This is a genomic window from Streptomyces sp. NPDC043427, from assembly GCF_056436655.1.
The window spans coordinates 278,020-298,888 of record NZ_JBWKCC010000004.1 but is presented as its reverse complement, the minus strand read 5'-3'; the positions used below and the strand labels follow the sequence as shown (position 1 = coordinate 298,888).

Below are 20,869 nucleotides of genomic sequence, written 5' to 3'. Positions count from 1 at the left end.
CATACCGCGCCGATGGCCCTCGCCTACCAGGGCGCCGACCTCGTGCGCCTCGATGGCTCAAGCGCCCGAAGCCGGTGCGCGGAACACCGGCACCCCCTCCCTGAACGCCACCTCAAGCTCCATCCCCGCCCGCAACTCCCCCGCCCCGCACCCCACCACCTCCGTCATCATCCGCGGCCCCTCCGCGAGGTCGACCACTGCGGCGACATACGGCGTCCGCTCCCCGAAGGGCGGCAGGTCGTTGCGGTGGACGACGGACCAGGTGTAGAGGGTCGCGCGGCCGGACGCCGGCTGCCAGGTCACGTCCTCGCTCCAGCAGTGCGGGCAGAACTCACGGGGGTAGTGGTGGGCCCGCCCGCACGCACCACAGCGGCGGATCAGCAGGCGGCCCTCGGCGGCCGCGCCCCAGTAGGCGCGGGTGAAGGTGTCGGGTTCGGGGAGGTCGTACCGCGCGGCCATCAGAAAAGTCCCAGCGCGTTGTCGAGTGACCACGCCTGCCACGACATCCCGAACAACGCCACCGCCGAGATCAGCGCCATCATCGCGTTCTGCCCCTGCTCGGCCCAGTCGTGGATCATGAGCGTGAAGTAGAGGAGGTTCAGCAGCAGCCCGCCGACCAGGGCAATCGGTGTCAGAAAACCCGCTACGAGCCCCAGTCCCAGCGCCAGTTCCGCGTACACGACGACGTACGCCATCGTCCGCGGCCTGGGCGCCACCATCACGTCGAAGCCGGACCGTACGGCGTTCCACCGGTGCTTGGCCGCGACGTCGGCCGCCCACGCGATGCCGGTGCCGCGCTCGAACCAGCCCTTCTTGTCCTTGTGCCGCCAGCTCTCCAGCCACCACAGCCCGAGCCCGATCCGCAACACGGCCAGCCACTCCGCCCCGCTGAGCCAGATCGTGTCCATGGATCTGACGGTACGTCAGATGTGCCGGGCCGGGAAGCCCGTGGGTTCCCGGCTTCGCCGTGCGGCGCGCGTACTCGCTGGGCATGGCGGGGGTCAGGATGCACCCGAATCCCCCACGACCAGGCCCCCTACGCCACCGGTCCCACCCATTCCTCCCACGGCCGTGATCAATCCGCAACCAATTCCGGTCTTGACCGAGACCCATCAACACCCCATCTGATTACGCTCGCGCTCATGGCCGACTCCACCTCGCCCGCACCCCCCACCGGGCCCCCGACCGCGCACCCCGCCGATCGCCCCGTCTACGTCATCGGTGGCGGCCCCGGCGGCCTCGCGGCCGCCTACGCGTTGCGCGCCCAGGGCATACGCGCCGTGGTCCTGGAGAAGTCCGACCAGGTCGGGGCGTCCTGGCGGCGCCACTACGACCGGCTGCACCTGCACACCACCCGGCGCCTGTCCGCCCTGCCCGGGCTGGCGATGCCGCGCCGGTTCGGGCGGTGGGTGTCCCGGGAGAACGTGGTGCGGTACCTGGAGAAGTACGCCGAGCACCACGAGCTGGAGATCGTCACCGGTGTCGAGGTCTCCCGCGTCGAGCGTTCCGCCGACGGCACCGGCTGGCTGCTGCACGCCACCGGCGGCCGTGAGCTGACCGGCGGCGCTGTCGTGGTCGCCACCGGCTACAACCACACGCCGCGCATCCCGGACTGGCCGGGCGCCGACGACTACACCGGCGAGCTGCTGCACGCCTCCGCATACCGCAACGCCAAGCCCTACGCCGGCCGTGACGTCCTCGTCGTCGGCATCGGCAACACGGGGGCCGAGATCGCCGTGGACCTGGTGGAGGGCGGCGCCTCCCGGGTCCGCCTCGCGGTCCGCACCGCCCCGCACCTCCTGCGCCGCTCTACGGCAGGCTGGGCCTCCCAGTACACGGGCGTCCTCGTTCGGCACCTGCCGGTCGCGCTCGTCGACCGGCTCGCCAAGCCGCTCGCCAAGCTGAGCGTGCCGGATCTGTCGGCCCATGGCCTGCGCCGCCCCGACACCGGCCTCTACAGCCGGGTCAACGAGGGGGCCATCCCCGTCCAGGACGTCGGCCTCATCGACGCCGTACGCAAGGGGAAGGTCGAGATCGTGGCCGCCGTCGACGGCTTCGACGACGGCAAGGTGGTCCTCGCCGACGGCACCCGCGTCTCCCCCGACGTGGTCATCGCGGCCACCGGTTACGTCCGCGCCCTCGAGGAGCTCGTCGGCCACCTCGACGTCCTGGGCCCCAACGGCAGACCGGTCGTCCACGGCGCCCGCACCCCGCCGGGCGCCCCCGGCCTGTACTTCACCGGCTTCACCAACCCCATCAGCGGCATGCTCCGCGAGCTGGCCCTGGACGCGGAGAAGATCGCGAAGGCGATCGCGCGGGACGGGGCGGGAAAGGTGTCCGGAATCCCGGGCTGACCCAAGGCCCGGAGTCGGGGATCCTGGAGCGACCCCCTGTGCCGGGGGTCGCCGTGGGTCCTCCGTTCTTTGCGTGGGTCCCCATGGGTCCCTCCGTTCTTTGCGTGCACGACCATTCCTGACGACCCGTCAGTTCAGTAATCTGACAGAGCGTCAGTTATTGAGTCATTGCCGTCTCACAAGAGCGGGCGGACCGATGCTTGGATCAACCCACGGCACTCTCACCACCGACTCCCGCCGGGCCCGGGCCATCGCGTGCGGCGAGCCACCCGCGCCCGCCGTCCACGGCCGCCCGGCCGACGTGGACGATTTCGACGTCAGCGGCCGTCCGCTGTACGCCGACGTCCCCGATCTGGACCGTTTCTTCCGCCCCGAGTCCGTCGCCGTGATCGGCGCCTCGGACACGGAGGGACGGCCCAACACCGGGATCACCCGGCAACTGTTCACCTGGGCCGAGCGGGTCGGGGCGCGGGTGCACCCAGTGCATCCCACCCGCGAGTCCGTCTTCGGCGTCCCCTGCTTCCCCGCCGTCGCCGACCTGCCCGAGCAGGTCGACCTCGCCGTACTGCTGGTCGCCGATCCCCTCTCGGTGATCGGCCAACTGGGCGAGGCCAAGGCGAAGTTCGCGGTCGCCTTCGCCTCCGGGTTCGCGGAGACGGGGGCGCAGGGCGCGGCCGCGCAGGCCCGGCTGGCCGCCGCCGCTCAGCAGGCGGGACTGCGGATGCTCGGACCCAACACCAACCTCAACGCCTTCGAACGGTTCCGGGACGACCTGGACGGCCCCGCCATCGCGCTCATCACGCAGTCGGGGCACCAGGGCCGCCCGGTCTTCGCCCTCCAGGAACTCGGCGTCCGCCTCTCCCACTGGGCCCCGACCGGCAACGAGGCCGACCTGGAGACCGCCGACTTCATCTCCTACTTCGCCGAGCAGCCCGAGGTGGGCGCCATCGCCTGCTATGTAGAGGGGCTCAAGGACGGCCGCTCCTTCCTGCTCGCCGCCGACCGGGCCGCGCGGCGCGGTGTGCCGGTCGTCGCGGTCAAGGTGGGCCGCACCGAGACCGGCTCCCGCACCGCCGCCTCCCACACCGGCAAGCTGACCGGCGCGGACGCGGTGGTGGACGCGGCGATGCGGCAGTACGGGGTGATCCGCGTCGACGGCCTCGACGAACTCCAGGACACCGCGGCCCTGTTGGCGCGGGCCCGGCCCCCGCGCGCGGACGGGGTCGTCGTCTACTCGATCTCGGGCGGCACGGGCGCGCACGTGGCAGACCTCGCGACCGAGGCGGGCCTGCGCCTGCCGGTGCTGTCCGAGGCCAGACAGGCCGAGCTGCACGAGTGGATACCGGAGTACCTGAACGTGGCCAACCCCGTCGACAACGGCGGGCATCCGGTCGGCGACTGGCGCGGACGGAAGATCATCGACGCGATCCTCGACGACCCCGAGGTGGGGGTGCTGATCTGCCCGATCACCGGCCCGTTCCCGCCGCTCAGCGACCGGCTGGTGCAGGACCTGGTGGACGCGGCCGAGCACACGGACAAGCTGGTGTGCGTGGTGTGGGGGTCGCCGGTCGGCACTGAGCCGGCGTACCGCGAGGTGCTGCTGGGCTCCTCGCGCGTGGCCACCTTCCGGACCGTCGCCAACTGCCTGACCGCCGTACGCGCCCACCTCGACCACCACCGCTTCGTACGCGGCTACCGCTCCCCCTTCGACGAGGCCCCGCGCACCCCGTCCCCCTCCTTCCGCAAGGCACGGATGCTGATGCGGCCGGGCCAGCAGTTGAGCGAGCACGCGGCGAAGCAGCTGCTGCGGGCGTACGGCATCCGGGTCCCGCGCGAGCAGTTGGTGACGAGCGCCGCGGCGGCCGTACGGGCGGCCGGGCTGGTCGGCTACCCGGTGGTGATGAAGGCGTCCGGCGCGCAGATCGCCCACAAGACCGAGCTGGGCCTGGTGAAGATCGGCCTGACCTCGGCGAGCCAGGTCCGCGACGCCTACCGCGAACTCACCGACATCGCCCGCTACGAGGGCGTCTCGCTGGACGGTGTCCTGGTGTGCCAGATGGTCGAGCGGGGCGTGGAGATGGTCGTCGGCGTCACCCACGACGACCTGTTCGGACCGACCGTGACCGTCGGCCTCGGCGGCGTCCTCGTCGAGGTGCTGCGCGACACGGCCGTACGCGTGCCGCCCTTCGGCGAGGACCAGGCGCGCGACATGGTGACGGAACTGCGCGGCCGGGCCCTCCTCGACGGGGTCCGGGGCCGCCCCCCGGCCGACCTGGACGCCCTCGTCGAAGTCGTCCTGCGCGTCCAGCGCATGGCGTTGGAACTGGGGGACGAGTTGGCCGAGCTCGACATCAACCCGCTGATGGTGCTGCCCCGGGGGCAGGGGGCGGTGGCGTTGGACGCGTTGGCGGTGTGCCGGTGAGGGGTGGGCGCGGGGCGCCGTACCGGCGAAGATCACATCATGGACGAGACGCATGGGGCCGGCGAGAGGGCGGGGACCGGCGAGGGAGTCAGGAGGAGCCCGCGAGTCGGCAAGGGCTGGAGAGACGAGCCGATCGAGGCGTGGCAGGCCCGACAGCCGACGGCCAAGGCGCTCTACGCGGCGGTGCGGCAGGGCGACGTCGACGGGATACGCGCGCTCATCGAGGCCGGAGCGGATCCGGACCAGCTCGTCGGCGCGTACGACGACTGGACGCCGCTGACCCTGGCGGCGGCCGAGGGTCAGCGGGCCGTCGTGGAGGTGCTGCTCGACGCCGGAGTACACCCCGATTCCCAGAACAGGTTCGGGTACCTGCCCGTGGTGCTGGCGGCGACGAGCGGCCCGCCACCCCACTCGGAGATCGTCGACCTGCTGCTGCGGCACGGGGCGGACCTCGACGCGGAGATGAAGGGCAGGTCCGCCCGCTCATGGCTGGCCCTTCCCCCCAGAACGGAGCATGACCGTGCCCGAGCCGTGGATACGCCACCGGACTGACCACCACGTCACCCACCTCACCCTCGACCGCCCCGAGGCCCTCAACGCCCTTGCGCCCGACCAGCGCGACCGCTTGATCGACCTGCTGGCCGAAGCGTCCGCCGACGCGGAGGTCCGGGCCGTCGTCCTGACAGGGACGGGCCGGGGCTTCTGCGCGGGCGCGGACCTGCGGGGCGGGTCCGCGCCCGGGGAACGGGTCGCCGGAGACGTCGCCCGCACCCTCCGCCTCGGCGCCCAGCGCCTCATCGCCGCCGTCCTGGACTGCGAGAAGCCGGTCATCGCCGCGGTGAACGGCACGGCGGCCGGCCTGGGCGCGCACCTCGCGCTCGCCTGCGACCTGGTCCTGGCCGCCGAATCGGCCCGCTTCATCGAGGTGTTCGTACGGCGGGGCCTGGTCCCCGACGCCGGCGGCGCCTACCTCCTCCCCCGCCTGGTCGGCCCCCAGCGCGCGAAGGAGCTGATGTTCTTCGGCGACGCGCTCACGGCGGCCGACGCCGAACGTCTGGGCCTGGTCAACCGGGTGGTCCCGGACGAGGAGTTGGACAAGACGGCCCGCGCCTGGGCCGAACGCCTGGCCACCGGCCCGACCCGCGCGCTCGCTCTGGCCAAGCAGCTCGTCAACGCCTCCCTCGACAGCGACCGGGCCACCGCCTTCGCCGCCGAGGCCGCCGCGCAGGAGATCAACATGACGACGGCGGACGCGCAGGAGGGCGTGTCGAGCTTCGTGGAGCGCCGGGCGCCGGAGTTCAGGGGCCGGTGAGGACGAGACCGCGGCCCGCTCCAGAAGCGGTGAGGATCAGGCCACGGCCCGCTCCAGGACCGCGAAGGACGAGGCCGGGGCACGCCCTGGGGGCCCGCGTGAGGACCAGGCGGCGGCCCGCTTGCGCTCGACTCGCGCAGGCTGCGCGGCCATTGGCCCACGCAACAGGACCGGGTGAGCACGAAGCCGGGGCCCGCCCCAGGGGACGCGTGAGGGCCAGGCGGCGGGCCGCTTCAGGTGCCGGTGAGGATCAGGTGGCTGCCCGCTTCAGGATCCGCAGCTCGCCCGAGTCGGGGTCGCCGAACAGTACGAACAGTTCGGGATCGCGCTCGGTGCCGCCGATGGTCCAGCGCGTCTCCTGCCCGCACGTCCCGTCGAGCCGTACGACGACACCGTCACGGCCGTCCCGGTCGGGGGACCACGTGCCACCGCCGTCGCACACCGTGTAGTCCCGTCCCGCCCCGAAGCCTGGCTCGGCCGGCACCTTGCTCAGCTCGGCCCGACCACCCGGCCCCAGCCGCAGCACCGCGCCGTCGTCACCACGCCAGACCCCGGCGAGCCGGTCGGCGGACAGCTTCGGAGGCTCGTACTGCTCGATCAGCCCCGTGACCGTGGCCAGCACCCCACCCCCGAAAACCAGCACGAACAGGCCGGCGGAGGCGAGCGCCGCGCGCCACCACACGCGCCCGTGCCCCCACGCCCGCCCGGTGCCCCGGGCGCGCCGCCGGACGTACGCGACCCCGAGCACGGGCAGCACGCCCAGGGCACAGAGTACGAGGGCGGTGGTGCCGAACGCCCAGTCCCACAGCAGGGCCGCCACGCCGGCCCAGGCGACCCCGACCACCATGGCACCCACCAGGTGCCGGACCCACTCCGGCCCCGGCACGCGCCGACCGGCGAGGCGGGCCAGGACCGCGGCCGGCATGGTGTGCACGCACGCGTGCAGCAGCCCGAGCACCGACAGCACCAGCGGTGCGAAGACGAACAGGCAGAGCAGGCCGATGGCACCGCCGCCACCTGCGCCGTGGTCGTCGCCGGTCGCGACGTCGATCCACCAGACCAGCCCGGCCGCAGGAAGCTGCGCGGCACTCGCCGCGGCGGCCGCGTTCAGGTCGTCCGTCTCCCATGCCGCACGCATGCCGCGAAGCACCGGTCGGACCGTTCCCCACCCCATGGCCGCAGCGTACGCACGCGCGCTCTCCCCCCTCCACGGGGGTTCCCATCTGACACACCGTCAGCTTCAATGGGGACGTGATGGGACACGCAGGCATGGCGGCGGCCGCCGTCCGCTATCTCAGGGAACACCCCGTCGAGGCGCTACCGCGCCCCGAGTTGCGCTGTGTCCGCGAGGACGAGCGAGCGCCGGTCGACCAGGGCGACTTCCGACGCGTACTGGGAAGCTTCGCGACCGGCGTCACCGTCATCACGGCACCGGCCACCGAAGGCGATCCCGCCCCCGCCGGCTTCGCCTGCCAGTCCTTCACCTCCCTCTCCCTCGACCCGCCCCTGGTCGCCTTCATGGTCGGCCGCACGTCGACGACATGGCCGCGCATCGCCCGCGCGGGCGCCTTCTGCGTCAACGTCCTGAGCGCACACCAGGGCGACCTGTGCCGCGCCTTCGCGGTCAGCGGCGCCGACAAGTTCGCCGGCGTCCCCTACGACCCGGCCCCCGCCTCCGGCTCCCCCCGCCTCGCCGACACGCTCGCCTGGATCGACTGCACGATCCACGCCGTGCACACCGGCGGCGACCACCTGATCGTCGTGGGCAGGGTGACCGCCCTGGGGACGGGTGACGACTCCGCATCACCGCTGCTTTTCCACAGGGGTCGCTTCCTCTGAAGCGGTGATTGGCGGATCCGTGCCACACGAGGCCCACTCGAACAGGGGTTTCGCCCCGGCCCGCGTGACACACATCCGACAGTCACCCAGGATCTCTCCGGCCGCACCGGCGCCGACCCTGAGGGTCGGCCCTGAAGGCTTGTCAGGGGTGGGTGAGGGTCTTCTCGGGGGGATGCCTGATCTCGGGGCACCGGGCCGGCCGACAAGATCGACACATGACGAACCGACCTCGGGGAATCCGCCGGACCGCACTGACGCGGACCGCTTTCATCGCCGCACCCCTGTGCATGCTCGCCTACGGAACCATCCGTCTGTCCGACCCGGACCACGGTCCGGGTCCTGCCTGGAGCGGCGGTCATGTCCTTCTGGTCGCCGGGGTGTTGCTCTTCGGCGTGATCTTCCTGGGCCTGCTGCGGCTGTCGGCACCGACGACCGGCGCGGCACGGCTGAGCGCCCGTGTGGCGGCGTTACTCGGGCTGGTGGGGACGGTGGCCGTCACCGCCCAGGGCGTCATCGATCTCGTCGTCGGCTTCCGGGCCGACGACCGGGCCGGGATGGAGCGACTCTTCGAGGACATACAGAGCCACCCGGGCGTGATGCCCGCGGTGTACACGGTCGGCCCGATGCTGTTCTACGTCGGTCTGCTGTGGCTGGTGATCCAACTCGCCGTACAGCGCCGCATCAGCGTCTGGCGTCCCGCGCTGGTGGTGCTCGGTACGGCGACCATGGCGGCCAGTCTGGATCTGTTGCCGCTCGGCGGGCTCCTCTTCGCCGCGGCACTGTCTCCCCTGGGGCGCGCTGCGGCAACTCCCCGCGCTGCGGTGCCCGGAGCTCACCTCCGCACGCGCGGGGTGCAGGCCTCGGCGATCGACAAACTGTTCTCGTAGAGGTGGTGCCGGGTGATCCGGCCGTCCTCGACCGTGAGGCGCAGGGCGAACGGGCCCTCGAAGGACTTTCCCGTCGCCCGTACGGTCCCCGACAGGTGCCCCATCAGGACGGCGTCGGTGCCGTCGACGAGGAAGGTGTCGACGGAGGCGCGGGCGTCCTCGGGCACCGTGTGCTCCATCAACTCCGCGCCCTGGGCGGCGCACTCGGCGGCGGTGGACCGTGGGCGGATCCACGGGACGGCGGGGTTCTCGGCGAGCAGCCAGTCGACCTCGTCGGCGAAGAGGGCGACGAGGCGCGTGGTGTCCCCGGCCAGCCGGGCGGCGAGGAACTCCCGCACGACGGCCCGGGTGGCCTCGGCGACGGAACTCGTCGTGGTGGCAGTGGACTTGTCGGACATCGCGCTCTCCTCGCGGTGGCGGGCGGATCCCGGCGGGGGTTCCCGCCGGTCTGTCCGATCCTGCCGGGGGCGGGGAGAACGGTCGATTACCCCGGGGGTCATGTGTGCCCCATGGTGGGCCCTGAGCCCTGGGCCCTGCGCACCGACAGCTCGGCTCTCAGGCCGCCGTCGGCACAGGGGCCTTCGGCCCCCGCCGGATCACCAGCGCCATCAGTGTCGCCGCCGCGCACAGCGCCCCCGACGCGTACCAAACCATGTCGTACGAGCCGAAGACGTCCCGGGCGACGCCGCCGAGGAAGGCGACGAGGGCCGCGCCGACCTGGTGGGAGGCGAGGACCCAGCCGAAGACGATGGCGCTGTCGTCGCCGTAGTGCTCGCGGCACAGGGCGAGGGTGGGCGGGACGGTGGCGACCCAGTCGAGGCCGTAGAAGACGATGAAGAAGATCATCGGGGGGTGGACCGTCGAGGCCAGCAGCATCGGGAGGAACAGCAGGGAGATACCGCGCAGGGCGTAGTAGACGGCCAGCAGGCGGCGCGGTGGGAAGCGGTCGGTGAACCAGCCGGAGGCGATCGTGCCGACGACGTCGAACACGCCGATGACCGCGAGCAGTGAGGCCGCCGCGGTGACGGGCATGCCGTGGTCGTGGGCCGCGGGCACGAAGTGGGTCTGGATCAGGCCGTTCGTCGACGCGCCGCAGATCGCGAAGGTGCCGGCGAGCAGCCAGAACGGGCCGGTGCGCACCGCCAAGAGCAGGACCGTGACCGCCCGCCGTGCGGCCCCCGGCACGGGCGCGGGCTTGGGCACGAACACCCGTGCGCCGTACGGCTTCAGGCCCACGTCCGCCGGGTGGTCGCGCAGCAGCAGCCAGACGAAGGGGACGACCGCGAGGGCGGCCAGAGCCACCGTCACCGCCGCCGGGCGCCACTCGTGCGTCTCGACCAGCCAGGACAGCATCGGCAGGAAGATCAGCTGGCCGGAGGCGGAGGCGGCGGTGAGGATGCCGCTGACCAGGCCCCGGCGCTCGGTGAACCAGCGGTTGGTGACGGTCGCCGCGAAGGCCAGCGCCATCGAGCCCGAGCCCAGGCCGACCAGCAGGCCCCAGTACAGCAGCAGTTGCCAGGCCGCCGTCATCCACACGGTCAGGCCGGAGCCGAGCGCGATCACCGTGAGGGCCACGGCGACCACCCTGCGGATGCCGAAGCGGTCCATCAGCGCGGCGGCGAAGGGGGCGGTCAGGCCGTACAGGGCGAGGTTGACGGACACGGCGGCGCCGATCGTGCCGCGCGACCAGCCGAACTCCGCGTGCAGCGGGTCGATGAGCAGCCCGGGCAGGGAGCGGAAGGCAGCCGCGCCGATGATCGTCACGAAGGTGACGGCGGCGACGAACCAGGCCCGGTGGATACGGGAACGGGAGCGGGAGCCGGGACGCTTGCGGGAGTCCTCTACGGCAACGGGGGCTTCGGTCGTCTGAGTCACGTCATCGAGCTTCCGGCCTGCGGTCTCCGCGAACGAGTGGCCCGAGAGACACCATTCGCTAGGATCGGGCCATGACCTCAGAGCACGCGCCGTCGGCGTTCCGCCCCCACCGCGTCGCCGTCCTCGCCCTCGACGGACTGCTCCCCTTCGAGCTGGGCATCCCGCACCGCATCTTCGACCGGCCCAAGGACGCCGAGGGACGACGTCTGTACGAGGTCGTCACCTGCTCGATCCGGCCGCCCGGCCCGGTCGAGACCGACGCCGACTTCACCATCCACGTCCCGAACGGCCCCGAGGCGCTGGCCACCGCCGACACGGTCATCGTCCCGGCGTCGTACGAACTCGGCCCGGTCTACGAGGAGGGCGTCCTCACCGACGAACTGGCCGCCGCCCTCGCCCACATCCGGCCCGGCACCCGCCTCGCCTCCATCTGCACCGGTGTGTACATCCTCGCCGCCGCCGGATACCTGGACGGCCGCCCGGCCACCACGCACTGGATCGACGCCGACCGTCTGCAACGCCTCTTCCCGCAGGTCAGGGTCGACCCGGACGTGCTCTTCATCGACGACGGCGACGTCCTCACCTCGGCGGGCGTCGCGGCCGGGATCGACCTGTGCCTTCACATCGTGCGCCGCGACCACGGCACGGCGATCGCCAACGAGGTGGCCCGCCGGACGGTCGTGCCGCCGCACCGCGACGGCGGGCAGGCGCAGTACATCCAGCGGCCCGTCCCCGACCCCAAACAGGCCACCACGACCGGGGCGCGCGCATGGGCGTTGGGGCGGCTGCACGAGCCGATCCAGCTGCGGGACATGGCCGCGCAGGAGGCCATGTCGGTGCGCACCTTCACGCGCCGCTTCCGCGAGGAGACCGGCCTCAGCCCCGGCCAGTGGCTCACCCAGCAGCGCGTCGAACGGGCCCGCCACCTCCTTGAGTCCAGCGAGCTGTCCGTCGACCAGGTGGCCACCGAGGCCGGCTTCGGGACGGCCCAGTCGATGCGCCAGCACCTGCAGGCGACCCTCGGCGTCACGCCGACCGCCTACCGCAGAACCTTCAGAGCGAGCACGAACGAGACCGGCGTCAGAACGTGAGCACCCCCCGCGCCACGCGCCCCGCCTCCGCGTCCGCCGCCGCCTTCTCGAAGTCCTCCACCGGGTACGTCGCCGTCACCAGCTCGTCGAGCAGCAGCCGGCCCTGCCGGTACAGCTCGGCGTAGAGGGCGATGTCCCGCTGGGGGCGGGAGGAGCCGTAGCGGCAGCCCAGGACGGACTTGTCGAGGTAGAGGGAGGAGACGAGGAAGGACGCCTCGGCGGTCGCGGCGGGTACACCGAGGAGGACCGCCTGCCCGCGCCGGTCGAGAAGGTCGATCGCCTGCCGGATCAGCTCGACGCGCCCCACGCACTCGAAGGCGTGGTCCGCGCCCGTCGGCAACAGCTCCCGCACCCCCTCGGTCGACGTCAGGAAGTCCGTCGCACCGAACTGCCGCGCCACCGCCTCCTTCGCCGGGTTGGCGTCGACGGCGACGATCCGCAGCGCGCCCGCGATCCGCGCCCCCTGGATGACGTTGAGGCCGACCCCGCCCGTGCCGATCACCAGCACACTGTCCCCACGGTCCACGCGCGCGCGGTTGAGCACGGCGCCGACCCCGGTCAGCACCCCGCACCCGATGAGCGCGGCGGACGCCATCGGGATGTCCTTCGGGACGGGCACGGCCTGGACGGCCTTCACCACCGTGCGTTCCGCGAAGGCCGAGTTGGCCGCGAACTGGTACAACGGCCGGCCGCCCCGCGAGAAGGGCCGCTCCGGCCGCCCGATCGCCCGCCGGCACATCGTGGGGCGGCCCCGCCCGCACTCCGCGCAGGTGCCGCAGCTGGCGAGCGTGGACAGCGAGACGTGGTCCCCGGGCACGACATGGGTGACCCCGGCCCCCACCGACTCCACCACGCCCGCACCCTCGTGCCCCAGCACCACGGGCACGGGGAACGGAATGGTCCCGTCGACGACCGACAGATCGCTGTGGCACAGCCCGGCCGCCGAGATCGCGACCCGCACCTCACCGGGCCCCGGGTCCCGCACCTGGAGATCGTCGGCGACCTCGATCCGCTTCCCGTCGTAGATCACGCCTCTCATCACGCGGCTCCCTTGGGTTCCCTGGGCAGACCGAGCACACGCTCGGCGATGATCGTGCGCTGGACCTGGTCCGAGCCGCCGTAGATCGTGTCGGCGCGGGAGAACAGGAACAGGTGCTGTGCCGCGTCGAGTTCGTACGGCGCGGACGGCGACCAGTCCGCAGGCCCGACGCCCGCCTCCACCCCCCGCACCCGCATCGCCAGCTCCCCGAGCCGCTGATGCCAACCGGCCCACAACAACTTCGCCACGCTCGGCGCCCCCACGTCACCCGAACTCCCCAGGGTCCGCAGGGCGTTCCACCGCATGGTGCGCAACTCGGCCCACTGCCGCACCAGCAGGTCCCGTACGACGGGATCGTCCGCCGCACCCGTCTGAACGGCCGTCCGCAGCACCCGCCCCAACTCCGCAGCGAACCCGATCTGCTGGGCGAGCATCGAGACCCCACGCTCGAACCCGAGCAGACTCATCGCGACCCGCCACCCGTTCCCCTCGCCCCCGACGACATGCTCCACAGCCGCCTGCGCCCCGTCGAAGAACACCTCGTTGAACTCACTCGTCCCGGTCATCTGCCGGATCGGCCGCACCTCGATCCGCCCCGGCTGGTCCATCGGCACCAGCAGAAAGCTCAGCCCGTGATGACGCGCCGACTCGGGATCGGTGCGAGCAAGCACGAAGCACCAGTCGGCCTCGTGCGCGAGGGAGGTCCAGATCTTCTGCCCGGCGACCCGGTACGCCCGCCCGTCGGGGCCGAGTTCGGCCTTCGTACGAACCCCGGCGAGGTCGGACCCGGCACCCGGTTCGCTGTACCCCTGGCACCACAGTTCCGCACCGGCCGCGATCGGCGGCAGAAAGCGCGCCTTCTGCTCATCCGTGCCATGGGCCAGCAGGGTGGGCGCCAGCAGATTCTCCCCGATGTGCCCGGAGCGCGGCGGCGCGGCTGAGCGGGCGTACTCCTCGGCCCAGGCGACTTGTCGGGTGAGGGAGGCGGTCCGGTTGCCGTAACCGCCTTCGGCCCAGCCGAGCCCGATCCACCCGGCTTCCCCGAGGGCCCGTTCCCAGCTGCGCCGGTCCTGTCGCCCGTCGACATGCGCATCGAGCCAGGCACGCGCTTCGGCACGAAACTCCTCATCGGCGGGAGTGAATCCGAACTCCACGTTCACCTCCTGAGTGGGGGGCGACTGCTCCGGCCAAGGGGCGCGGGGCTTTATCGATGTGCGGCTCCGCCGCGTGGGTGCGACCAGCCACACCGCCCGCACCCGCCAACGAACCCCGGTTCACCCGTTCGGCCGCGCCCCCTCCCGCGCAGCGCGCCGCATCTCCTCCAACCGCTGCAACATCGGCATCGGATCCACCCCCACCGTCCCCGGCAGCACCTCAGCGATCCGCTCCGGCGTCCAGGAACCCTCCGCATGAGCCGAACGCAGTTCCCTCGGCTGGGCCCACACCGCGATCTTCGGCCCCGCGACCGTGTACACCTGCCCGGTGATCCCCTCCTCCCGAGCCCGATCGGACAGCAGGTACACCACCAACGCGGCGACGTCCTCCGGCTCCCCGATCTCCGCGAGCTCCATCGGAACACCGGCCGACATCCGCGTACGTGCCACCGGCGCAACCGCGTTCGCGGTCACGCCGTACTTGTGCAGCCCCAGCGCGGCGCTCCGTACGAGCGAGATGATCCCGCCCTTCGCCGCGCTGTAGTTGGCCTGGGACACCGACCCCTGATGGTTGCCGCTGGTGAAGCCGATCAAGGTGCCGCCACGCTGCTGGCGCATCACCGCGGACGCCGCCCGGAAGACGGTGAACGTGCCCTTGAGATGCGTGGCGACCACGGGGTCCCACTCCTCCTCGGACATGTTGAACAGCATCCGCTCACGCAGGATCCCGGCGACGCACACCACCCCGTCGAGCCGTCCGTACGACGACAGCGCGACGTCCACCACCCGCTGTCCGCCCGCCATCGTGGAGACATCATCAGCGACGGCGACAGCCTCCCCGCCCGCCGCCTCGATCTCCTTGACGACGGCCTCGGCGATCTCGCTGCTGGGCGAGGCGCCGTCCACCGACACCCCGTAGTCATTGACGACGACCCGCGCTCCCTCCCCCGCCGCCGCCAGCGCGACCGCCCGGCCGATGCCCCGTCCCGCGCCCGTCACGGCGACGACCTTGCCTGCCAAGAAGTTCCCCACGCCCGGCCCCTTCCCGCGGTTTCTGACGGTCCGTTAGATTTTATGTCGCGTCAGACGGGCCAGGACAAGCCCCGGGGAGGCACCGGATGTCACTGCCGGCCGAGTTCCACGACATCGCCAAGCGCGTCAACAACTGGGGCCGTTGGGGGGCCGACGACGAGATCGGCACGCTCAACCTGATCACCGACGAGGTCGTACGCCGGGCCGCGGAGACCGTCCGCAGCGGGCGCCGCGTGCCTCTCGCGCTGCCACTGAAGCAGGACGGCCTGCAGACGGGGATGATCCCGGGGCGGGTGAACCCCCTGCACGCCATGGTGCAGATCAACCAGGAGATCTTCGGTCCCGGGACGGTGGCGTGCAGCGACGACGCCGTGACGATGGGGCTGCAGGCCGGCACCCACTGGGACGCGCTCACCCATGTCTCGCACTCGGGCCGGCTCTACAACGGACGCCCGGCGAGCACCATCACCCCGCACGGCGGCGCCGAGTTCAGCGGTATCGACAAGGCGCGGCACATCGTCTCGCGCGGCGTCCTCCTCGACGTGGCACGCGCGCGGGGCGTCGACCGGTTGCCCGGTGGGCACGCCGTCACCCCGGAGGACCTGGAGGCCGCGGAGGAGCTCGCCGGTACGCGTGTGCGCTCCGGCGACATCGTGCTCGTACGGACCGGGCAGATGCAGGTCTGTCTCGCCGGTGAGAGGGAGGCGTACGCCTACCCGTCGCCCGGGCTGTCGATCCGTACGCCGGAGTGGTTCCACGCGCGCGATGTGGCCGCGGTCGCCAATGACACGATGACATTCGAGATCTTTCCGCCCGAGATCGACGACCTGTGGCTGCCCGTCCACGCGCTCGATCTGGTGGAGATGGGGATGCCACAGGGCCAGAACTGGAATCTCGAAGAGTTGTCCACAGCCTGTGGAGAAGCGAACCGCCATGCGTTCCTGCTGGCGGCGATGCCCGAGCCGTTCGTCGGCGCGACCGGCACTCCCGTGGCACCGGTCGCCATCCTGTGAACCGCGGGTCCCGGGGGCACCCCTGACCCCGGGACCCGCCTCCGGCCGGCGGCGCGCCGTGCCCGCCCCGAGCACGGCACCGCGCGCCGCCATCCGGCTCCGGCGTGCCCTCCCCCTCTCTCGACCGCGCTCGAGCGGGAGGTGCCCCCATCGGCCCCCCTAGGCCCTGAGGAAGCCGACGCCGAACCCGACGACCCGCACTCGACAAGGGCTTCCGTCACCGAGCCCTTGCCGTCCCCTCGCGGCGAGTCGCTGAACCTCAAGCGTGATCAGGCGGACACGAGGCGTCAACACCCCTGTTGTTTTTGCCCCCGTTTGTCGTGGGCGCGCACGGAAGCACATCCGGGCGCACGGATGCCCCGCCCGACTTGCCGCGACAGCGCTCTCTGCCCCCGTGCACCGAACCGACGACACCTACCGCGCACTCGCACCCTGTGCGCCCGTCACGTCGTGCGCCCGTCACGTCGACCGCCACCAACGGGGTCAAGCCCCCGCGCAGTGGTCAGGCCCCCCGTGAACAACGCCTCGTACGCCAGTTCCTCGTACGCCGACACACCGGCGACCCCACAGCCGGCCGCGGCCTGCCGGGGCTGTGCGCAGCGGTCGAGTTCGCACCAGATGCGCTTGCCGGCGCCTTCGCGGGCCCAGCCCCAGCGGTCGGCGAGGCCGTCGACGAGGGCGAGGCCGCGGCCGCCGGTGGCGTCGTCGTCCGCGCACCGCGGCGCCGGGGCCCGGCCGCTGCTGTCGGCCACCTCCAGGCGCACGGTGGTCGACTCGTCCCCCGCGTCGGAACCGGGCAGGGAGAGCCGGAGCACGGCCGGACGGCCGGTGTGCACCACGGCGTTGGTGACCAGCTCCGAGACCAGCAGGACAAGGGTCTCGGCGAGTGGCTCGTCGGCCTCTATCCCGGACCCCGCGAGCCGCGACCGGGCCCATCTCCGGGCGCGCCCCACCTCCGCGGGGTCGGGCCGGATCTCCAGCTGCACTTGAAGCACCTGCACCGCTCACACCATCCGAACCGGCGGACACATGACCTCGCGGCACGCGAGCGCCACGACGAGCGCCATGACGAGGGCTACGACGAGGGCCACGATCGTAACCATTTTTTGCATGACCAGAACAACGGCCAGTACCGGAGTCACGGCCGAAGTCACGGAACGTAAATCCCTTACGGGACAGCTTGATTGACGTACAGTCACCTCAACAAGCGCTTCGGGCATATTCCAGCGCGAAGGAGTACCCGTGCGGCATACTGTGCGACGCTCGCCGCAGGGAGTCGAACAGGCGGGGGCCACCACCGCATCCGCCCTGCGAGCAGCGGCGCGCACCGTCGGATCCGGCGCCGCCCCAGGGGCCACACCGGCAAGGATCGTGCTCGGCACCGCTCGCATCCCACACAAGGTACCCGAGGGGTACGCCGACTCCGGGCCGTGACGAGTCACGCCGAGGACACAAGCCGATATCAACGCTCCGTAGTCATTTTTTGCCACAATCTGTGACACCTGCGCGCGCAACGGCCGCCAGGCGCGCGACAGCGCAGGTCAGCGGCCCGTCAGTCCACGTCCGCCAACAGGTCGGCGGCGAGCAGCTCCTCACTCTCCGTGGTCGTCCCCGCACGTCGCGTCCGTACCCATGCCCGCTTCATATGCAGATGCACCTCCGACTCCCAGGTGAAGCCCATGCCTCCGTGCACCTGAAGGCAGTCGCGAGCACCGCGTACGGCGGCCTCGTCGGCCAGCAGCCGGGCGGCGGCGATGTCGGCCGGGTCGGCGGTGACCGCGGCCGCGTACACGGCCGCACGGGCCGTCTCGGCCCGCACGAGGAGCTGTGCGCACAGATGCGCGACCGCCTGGAAGGCCCCGATCGGCCGCCCGAACTGCTCACGCGTCCGGGCGTGTTGCACGGCCAGCTCGCACACGCGCGTGGCCGTGCCGAGTTGTTCGGCGGCGGTGAGGAGTACCGCGACGGGATCAGTGGGCCGCACACAGCCGTCGACGCGGTGCAGCGGCGTCAGAGGATCCACCGACCGCACCGGTACGGCACCGGAGGCATCCCACGCCTCCTCGGCTCCCCCGCGCGCCGCGCCCTCCACCACGTCCGCCTCCGCCCGCCACTCCACCAGCCCGCCGTCCACGGCCGTCACGACCGTCTCTCCGGTGGTCGCCCCCGGCACCCTCCCCGCCGCGAGATGGGTGGCCACCAGCGGGCCCGGCAGCAGCGCGCGGCCCGCCTCCTCGAACGCCAACACGGCCTCGGGCAGCCCCGCCCCGACGCCGCCGTCCGCCTCGGGCAGCCGCAGCGCGAAGAACCCGGCTTCGCCCAACTCCCGCCACAGCGCTCGGTCGAGCCCCGGGCGCTCCACGGCGGCGCGCAGGGCCTCGGCGTCGAAGCGCCGCGCCAGCAGTTCCCGCATTCCCGCCCGCAAGGCCCGCTGTTCCTCGGTCAGTTGAAAACGCACGTCAGCGCCCTTTCGGCAGGCCCAGGATCCGCTCGGCCACGATGTTGTGCTGAATCTGCGAGGTGCCGGCCGCGATGGTGTACGACAGCGAGGAGAGCCGGTCGAGCGTCCAGGGCTGGTCCAGGTCGAGCGCGGCGTCGCCCAGGACGTCCGCGGCGGCGTCGTACAGCTCCTGACGCGCGTGTGAGTACCTCAGTTTGAAAACCGACCCCCCTACGCCGGGCACCCCGCCCGACGCCTCCGCCTCGCTCACGTTCCACTGGGTCAGCCGCCACAGCGCGCGGAACTCGGCGTTCAGCCGGCCGAGGCGCCGCCGGAGCGCGGGATCGTCCCAGCGGCCGCTCCTCCGCGCTTCCCGGGCGAGTTCGCCGAGGACGCGCCGACAGGCGACCACCTCGCCGACGAAGGCCGTGCCGCGCTCGAAGGACAGCGTCACCATCGTGACCCGCCAGCCGTCGTTCTCCTCGCCCACCCGGCCCGCGACCGGCACCCGCACCTCGTCCAGGAACACCTCCGCGAACTCGGCGGACCCGGCAAGGGTGCGCAGCGGCCGTACGGTGACGCCCGGCGTGTCCATGCGCATCGCCAGCCAGGTGATGCCCCGGTGCTTGGGCGCGTCGGGGTCGGTGCGCACCAGCAGCTCGCACCAGTCGGCGACCTCGGCGTGGGAGGTCCAGATCTTGGAGCCGCTGACGACGTAGTGGTCGCCGTCGCGCCGCGCGCGCGTGCGCAGTGCCGCGAGGTCGGACCCGGCGCCCGGTTCGCTGAAGCCCTGGCACCAGACCTCCTCGCCGCGCAGGACGGGCGGCAGCCACCGCGCCCGCTGCTCGGGCGTCCCCTCGGCTGCGATGGTGGGCCCCGCGTGCAGCAGCCCGACGAAGTTGGCGCCGACATAGGGCGCGCCCGCCTTCTCGGTCTCCTCCAGGAAGATCAGGCGAACGCTCGGTGATCCGCCCCAGTGAACGTCGGCGTACCCGGCGTCGTACAGCATCCGCTGCCAGCCGAGGTCGTAGGCGCGGCGGCCCGGCCAGTCGGCGGGGTCCGGCTTGGGTGGCAGGGTGGGGAGCACTTTGGCGAGCCATTCCCGCAGCCGGGCCCGGAACTCCTCCTCCTCGGGCGTGCAGGAGAGGTCCATCACGTGTCGAGGTCCAGGTCCAGCATGCGGATCGCGTTGCCCCGCATCAGCTTGTGGACCGTCTCGTCGTCGAGGCCCTTCACATGATCGAGGGCGACTTCCCTGGTGTTCGGGAAGGTCGAGTCGACGTGCGGGTAGTCCGTCTCGAAGGTGGCGTTGTCGCGTCCGACGACGTCCAGCGAGGCGATCCCGTGCTTGTCGCGGAAGAAGCAGCAGAAGATCTGCCGGTAGTAGTACGTCGACGGCGGCTCGGGAATCGTGTCACGCACCCCGCCCCAGGCCCGGTGCTCCTCCCAGACGTCGTCGGCGCGTTCGAGGGCGTACGGGATCCAGCCCATCTGACCCTCGGAGTACGCGAGTTTCAGCCGGGGGAACTTCACCAGTACCCCGCTGAACAGGAAGTCCATCATCGAGGCCATCGCGTTGTTGAAGCTGAGCGAGGCCTGGACGGCGGGCGGGGCGTCCGGGGAGGCGGCGGGCATCTGGGAGCTGCTGCCGATGTGCATGTTGACGACCGTCCCGGTCTCCTGGCAGGCCGCGAAGAACGGGTCCCAGTAACCGGAGTGGATCGACGGCAGACCGAGGTGGGTGGGGATCTCGGAGAACGTCACCGCGCGCACCCCGCGGGCGGCGTTGCGGTGGATCTCCGTGACGGCGAGGTCGATGTCCCACAGCGGGATCAGGCACAGCGGGATGAGCCGCCCGCCGCTGTCGCCGCACCACTCCTCCACCATCCAGTCGTTGTAGGCGCGCACACACGCGACCGCCACCTCTTTGTCCTGCGCCTCGGCGAAGGTCTGCCCGCAGAAGCGGGGGAAGGTCGGGAAGCAGAGGCTGGCCTCGACGTGGTTGAGGTCCATGTCCTTGAGCCGCTCGACGGGGTCCCAGCAGCCGCGCCGCATCTCCGCGCGGGTGATGCCCTCCAGGGTCATCTCGTCGCGGTCGAAGCCGACGGCGGCGATGTTGCGCTTGTACGGGAACTGCAGGTCCTCGTAGATCCACCAGTCGGTGGGCGGGCCGTCCGGATCCATTGTGATCCGGTACTTGCCGCCGACGTAGGCGAGGTCCCCGATGCCTGCGGTGAGGGGCTTCGGGCCGCGGTCGCGGTACTTCTGCGGCAGCCAGGTCTCGAAGAGGTGCGCGGGCTCGATGACGTGGTCGTCGACGCTGATGATGCGGGGCAGTTCGGCCATGGGTCCCCTCCGCCGGACGGTACTTATCTGATGGGGCGTCAGATAGCATCGCATCTGACGATCCG

At 72.0% G+C, this 20,869-nt stretch carries 20 protein-coding genes and 1 pseudogene; 8 read left to right on the top strand and 13 right to left on the bottom strand.

The features are described from left to right. Positions 1 to 57 precede the first annotated feature (57 nt). Together AC067M_RS11055 and AC067M_RS11050 are read right to left on the bottom strand one after the other, a co-directional pair. Positions 58 to 459 (bottom strand): Zn-ribbon domain-containing OB-fold protein, encoded by a 402-nt coding sequence (locus AC067M_RS11055; protein ID WP_478696702.1) that lies wholly within the window; start codon positions 457 to 459, stop codon positions 58 to 60. Then, positions 459 to 908 carry a DoxX family protein gene (locus AC067M_RS11050; protein WP_478696701.1) on the bottom strand — a complete coding sequence of 150 codons (450 nt, stop codon included), beginning with the start codon at positions 906 to 908 and terminating at the stop codon, positions 459 to 461. Before AC067M_RS11050 ends, AC067M_RS11055 begins: the two co-directional genes overlap by 1 nt. 234 nt (positions 909 to 1,142) lie before the next feature. On the opposite strand from AC067M_RS11050, the gene AC067M_RS11045 reads away from it, so the two are divergent. The 4 genes from AC067M_RS11045 (at position 1,143) to AC067M_RS11030 (ending at position 6,088) form a co-directional block, all read left to right on the top strand. After that, complete coding sequence (locus AC067M_RS11045; RefSeq protein WP_478696700.1) at positions 1,143 to 2,354, top strand: flavin-containing monooxygenase; 1,212 nt, start codon at positions 1,143 to 1,145, stop codon at positions 2,352 to 2,354. Positions 2,355 to 2,550: 196 nt separating this feature from the next. Continuing rightward, positions 2,551 to 4,776: an acetate--CoA ligase family protein gene (locus AC067M_RS11040; protein WP_478696699.1), complete on the top strand. Its 2,226-nt coding sequence runs from the start codon at positions 2,551 to 2,553 to the stop codon at positions 4,774 to 4,776. 39 nt (positions 4,777 to 4,815) lie between these two features. Then, complete coding sequence (locus tag AC067M_RS11035; protein WP_478696698.1) at positions 4,816 to 5,328, top strand: ankyrin repeat domain-containing protein; 513 nt, start codon at positions 4,816 to 4,818, stop codon at positions 5,326 to 5,328. Next, entirely contained in the window at positions 5,291 to 6,088 is a 798-nt protein-coding gene (locus tag AC067M_RS11030; RefSeq protein ID WP_478696697.1) for an enoyl-CoA hydratase/isomerase family protein, read from the top strand. The genes AC067M_RS11035 and AC067M_RS11030 overlap by 38 nt, the downstream gene beginning before the upstream one ends. Before the next feature lie 250 nt (positions 6,089 to 6,338). Here the strand turns inward: AC067M_RS11030 and AC067M_RS11025 are convergent, their stop codons facing one another. Continuing rightward, positions 6,339 to 7,262 (bottom strand): hypothetical protein, encoded by a 924-nt coding sequence (locus tag AC067M_RS11025; RefSeq protein ID WP_478696696.1) that lies wholly within the window; start codon positions 7,260 to 7,262, stop codon positions 6,339 to 6,341. 80 nt (positions 7,263 to 7,342) lie between these two features. Here AC067M_RS11025 and AC067M_RS11020 point away from each other — a divergent pair, with 80 nt between their 5' ends. Together AC067M_RS11020 and AC067M_RS11015 are read left to right on the top strand one after the other, a co-directional pair. Further along, entirely contained in the window at positions 7,343 to 7,927 is a 585-nt protein-coding gene (locus tag AC067M_RS11020) for a flavin reductase family protein (RefSeq protein ID WP_478696875.1), read from the top strand. 215 nt (positions 7,928 to 8,142) lie between these two features. Further along, positions 8,143 to 8,814: a hypothetical protein gene (locus tag AC067M_RS11015; protein ID WP_478696695.1), complete on the top strand. Its 672-nt coding sequence runs from the start codon at positions 8,143 to 8,145 to the stop codon at positions 8,812 to 8,814. On the opposite strand, the gene AC067M_RS11010 is transcribed toward AC067M_RS11015, so the two are convergent. Then, positions 8,760 to 9,212 (bottom strand): nuclear transport factor 2 family protein, encoded by a 453-nt coding sequence (locus tag AC067M_RS11010; RefSeq protein WP_478696694.1) that lies wholly within the window; start codon positions 9,210 to 9,212, stop codon positions 8,760 to 8,762. The genes AC067M_RS11015 and AC067M_RS11010 overlap by 55 nt on opposite strands. 157 nt (positions 9,213 to 9,369) lie before the next feature. Further along, positions 9,370 to 10,689, bottom strand: coding sequence for an MFS transporter (locus tag AC067M_RS11005; protein ID WP_478696693.1), 1,320 nt, complete (start codon positions 10,687 to 10,689; stop codon positions 9,370 to 9,372). A 71-nt stretch (positions 10,690 to 10,760) separates the two neighbouring features. Between AC067M_RS11005 and AC067M_RS11000 the strand changes: the two genes are divergently transcribed. Continuing rightward, entirely contained in the window at positions 10,761 to 11,780 is a 1,020-nt protein-coding gene (locus AC067M_RS11000) for a GlxA family transcriptional regulator (RefSeq protein WP_478696692.1), read from the top strand. On the opposite strand, the gene AC067M_RS10995 is transcribed toward AC067M_RS11000, so the two are convergent. From AC067M_RS10995 to AC067M_RS10985, 3 genes are all read right to left on the bottom strand, one after another. Continuing rightward, on the bottom strand, positions 11,770 to 12,819 hold the full coding sequence (locus AC067M_RS10995) for a Zn-dependent alcohol dehydrogenase (protein ID WP_478696691.1): 1,050 nt from the start codon (positions 12,817 to 12,819) through the stop codon (positions 11,770 to 11,772). The genes AC067M_RS11000 and AC067M_RS10995 overlap by 11 nt on opposite strands. Next, complete coding sequence (locus tag AC067M_RS10990) at positions 12,819 to 13,973, bottom strand: acyl-CoA dehydrogenase family protein (RefSeq protein WP_478696690.1); 1,155 nt, start codon at positions 13,971 to 13,973, stop codon at positions 12,819 to 12,821. Before AC067M_RS10990 ends, AC067M_RS10995 begins: the two co-directional genes overlap by 1 nt. A 120-nt stretch (positions 13,974 to 14,093) precedes the next feature. Continuing rightward, positions 14,094 to 15,005 carry an SDR family oxidoreductase gene (locus AC067M_RS10985; RefSeq protein ID WP_478696689.1) on the bottom strand — a complete coding sequence of 304 codons (912 nt, stop codon included), beginning with the start codon at positions 15,003 to 15,005 and terminating at the stop codon, positions 14,094 to 14,096. Between the two features lie 86 nt (positions 15,006 to 15,091). On the opposite strand from AC067M_RS10985, the gene AC067M_RS10980 reads away from it, so the two are divergent. After that, the gene (locus AC067M_RS10980; RefSeq protein ID WP_478696688.1) at positions 15,092 to 16,018 is read left to right on the top strand and encodes a cyclase family protein; all 927 of its coding nucleotides are present in this window, start codon (positions 15,092 to 15,094) and stop codon (positions 16,016 to 16,018) included. 518 nt (positions 16,019 to 16,536) lie between these two features. On the opposite strand, the pseudogene AC067M_RS10975 reads toward AC067M_RS10980, so the two are convergent. The 5 genes and pseudogenes from AC067M_RS10975 to AC067M_RS10955 form a co-directional block, all read right to left on the bottom strand. Continuing rightward, positions 16,537 to 17,004, bottom strand: a pseudogene (locus AC067M_RS10975) (ATP-binding protein); the annotation flags it as partial. A gap of 18 nt (positions 17,005 to 17,022) precedes the next feature. Then, a complete protein-coding gene (locus AC067M_RS10970) occupies positions 17,023 to 17,172 on the bottom strand; it encodes a hypothetical protein (RefSeq protein ID WP_478696687.1) in 150 nt (49 codons plus the stop codon). A 398-nt stretch (positions 17,173 to 17,570) separates the two neighbouring features. Beyond that, a complete protein-coding gene (locus AC067M_RS10965; protein WP_478696686.1) occupies positions 17,571 to 18,476 on the bottom strand; it encodes an acyl-CoA dehydrogenase family protein in 906 nt (301 codons plus the stop codon). Between the two features lies 1 nt (position 18,477). Further along, positions 18,478 to 19,611 carry an acyl-CoA dehydrogenase family protein gene (locus AC067M_RS10960; protein WP_478696874.1) on the bottom strand — a complete coding sequence of 378 codons (1,134 nt, stop codon included), beginning with the start codon at positions 19,609 to 19,611 and terminating at the stop codon, positions 18,478 to 18,480. Then, positions 19,611 to 20,804 (bottom strand): amidohydrolase family protein, encoded by a 1,194-nt coding sequence (locus tag AC067M_RS10955; protein ID WP_478696685.1) that lies wholly within the window; start codon positions 20,802 to 20,804, stop codon positions 19,611 to 19,613. The genes AC067M_RS10960 and AC067M_RS10955 overlap by 1 nt, the downstream gene beginning before the upstream one ends. Positions 20,805 to 20,869: the final 65 nt, after the last annotated feature.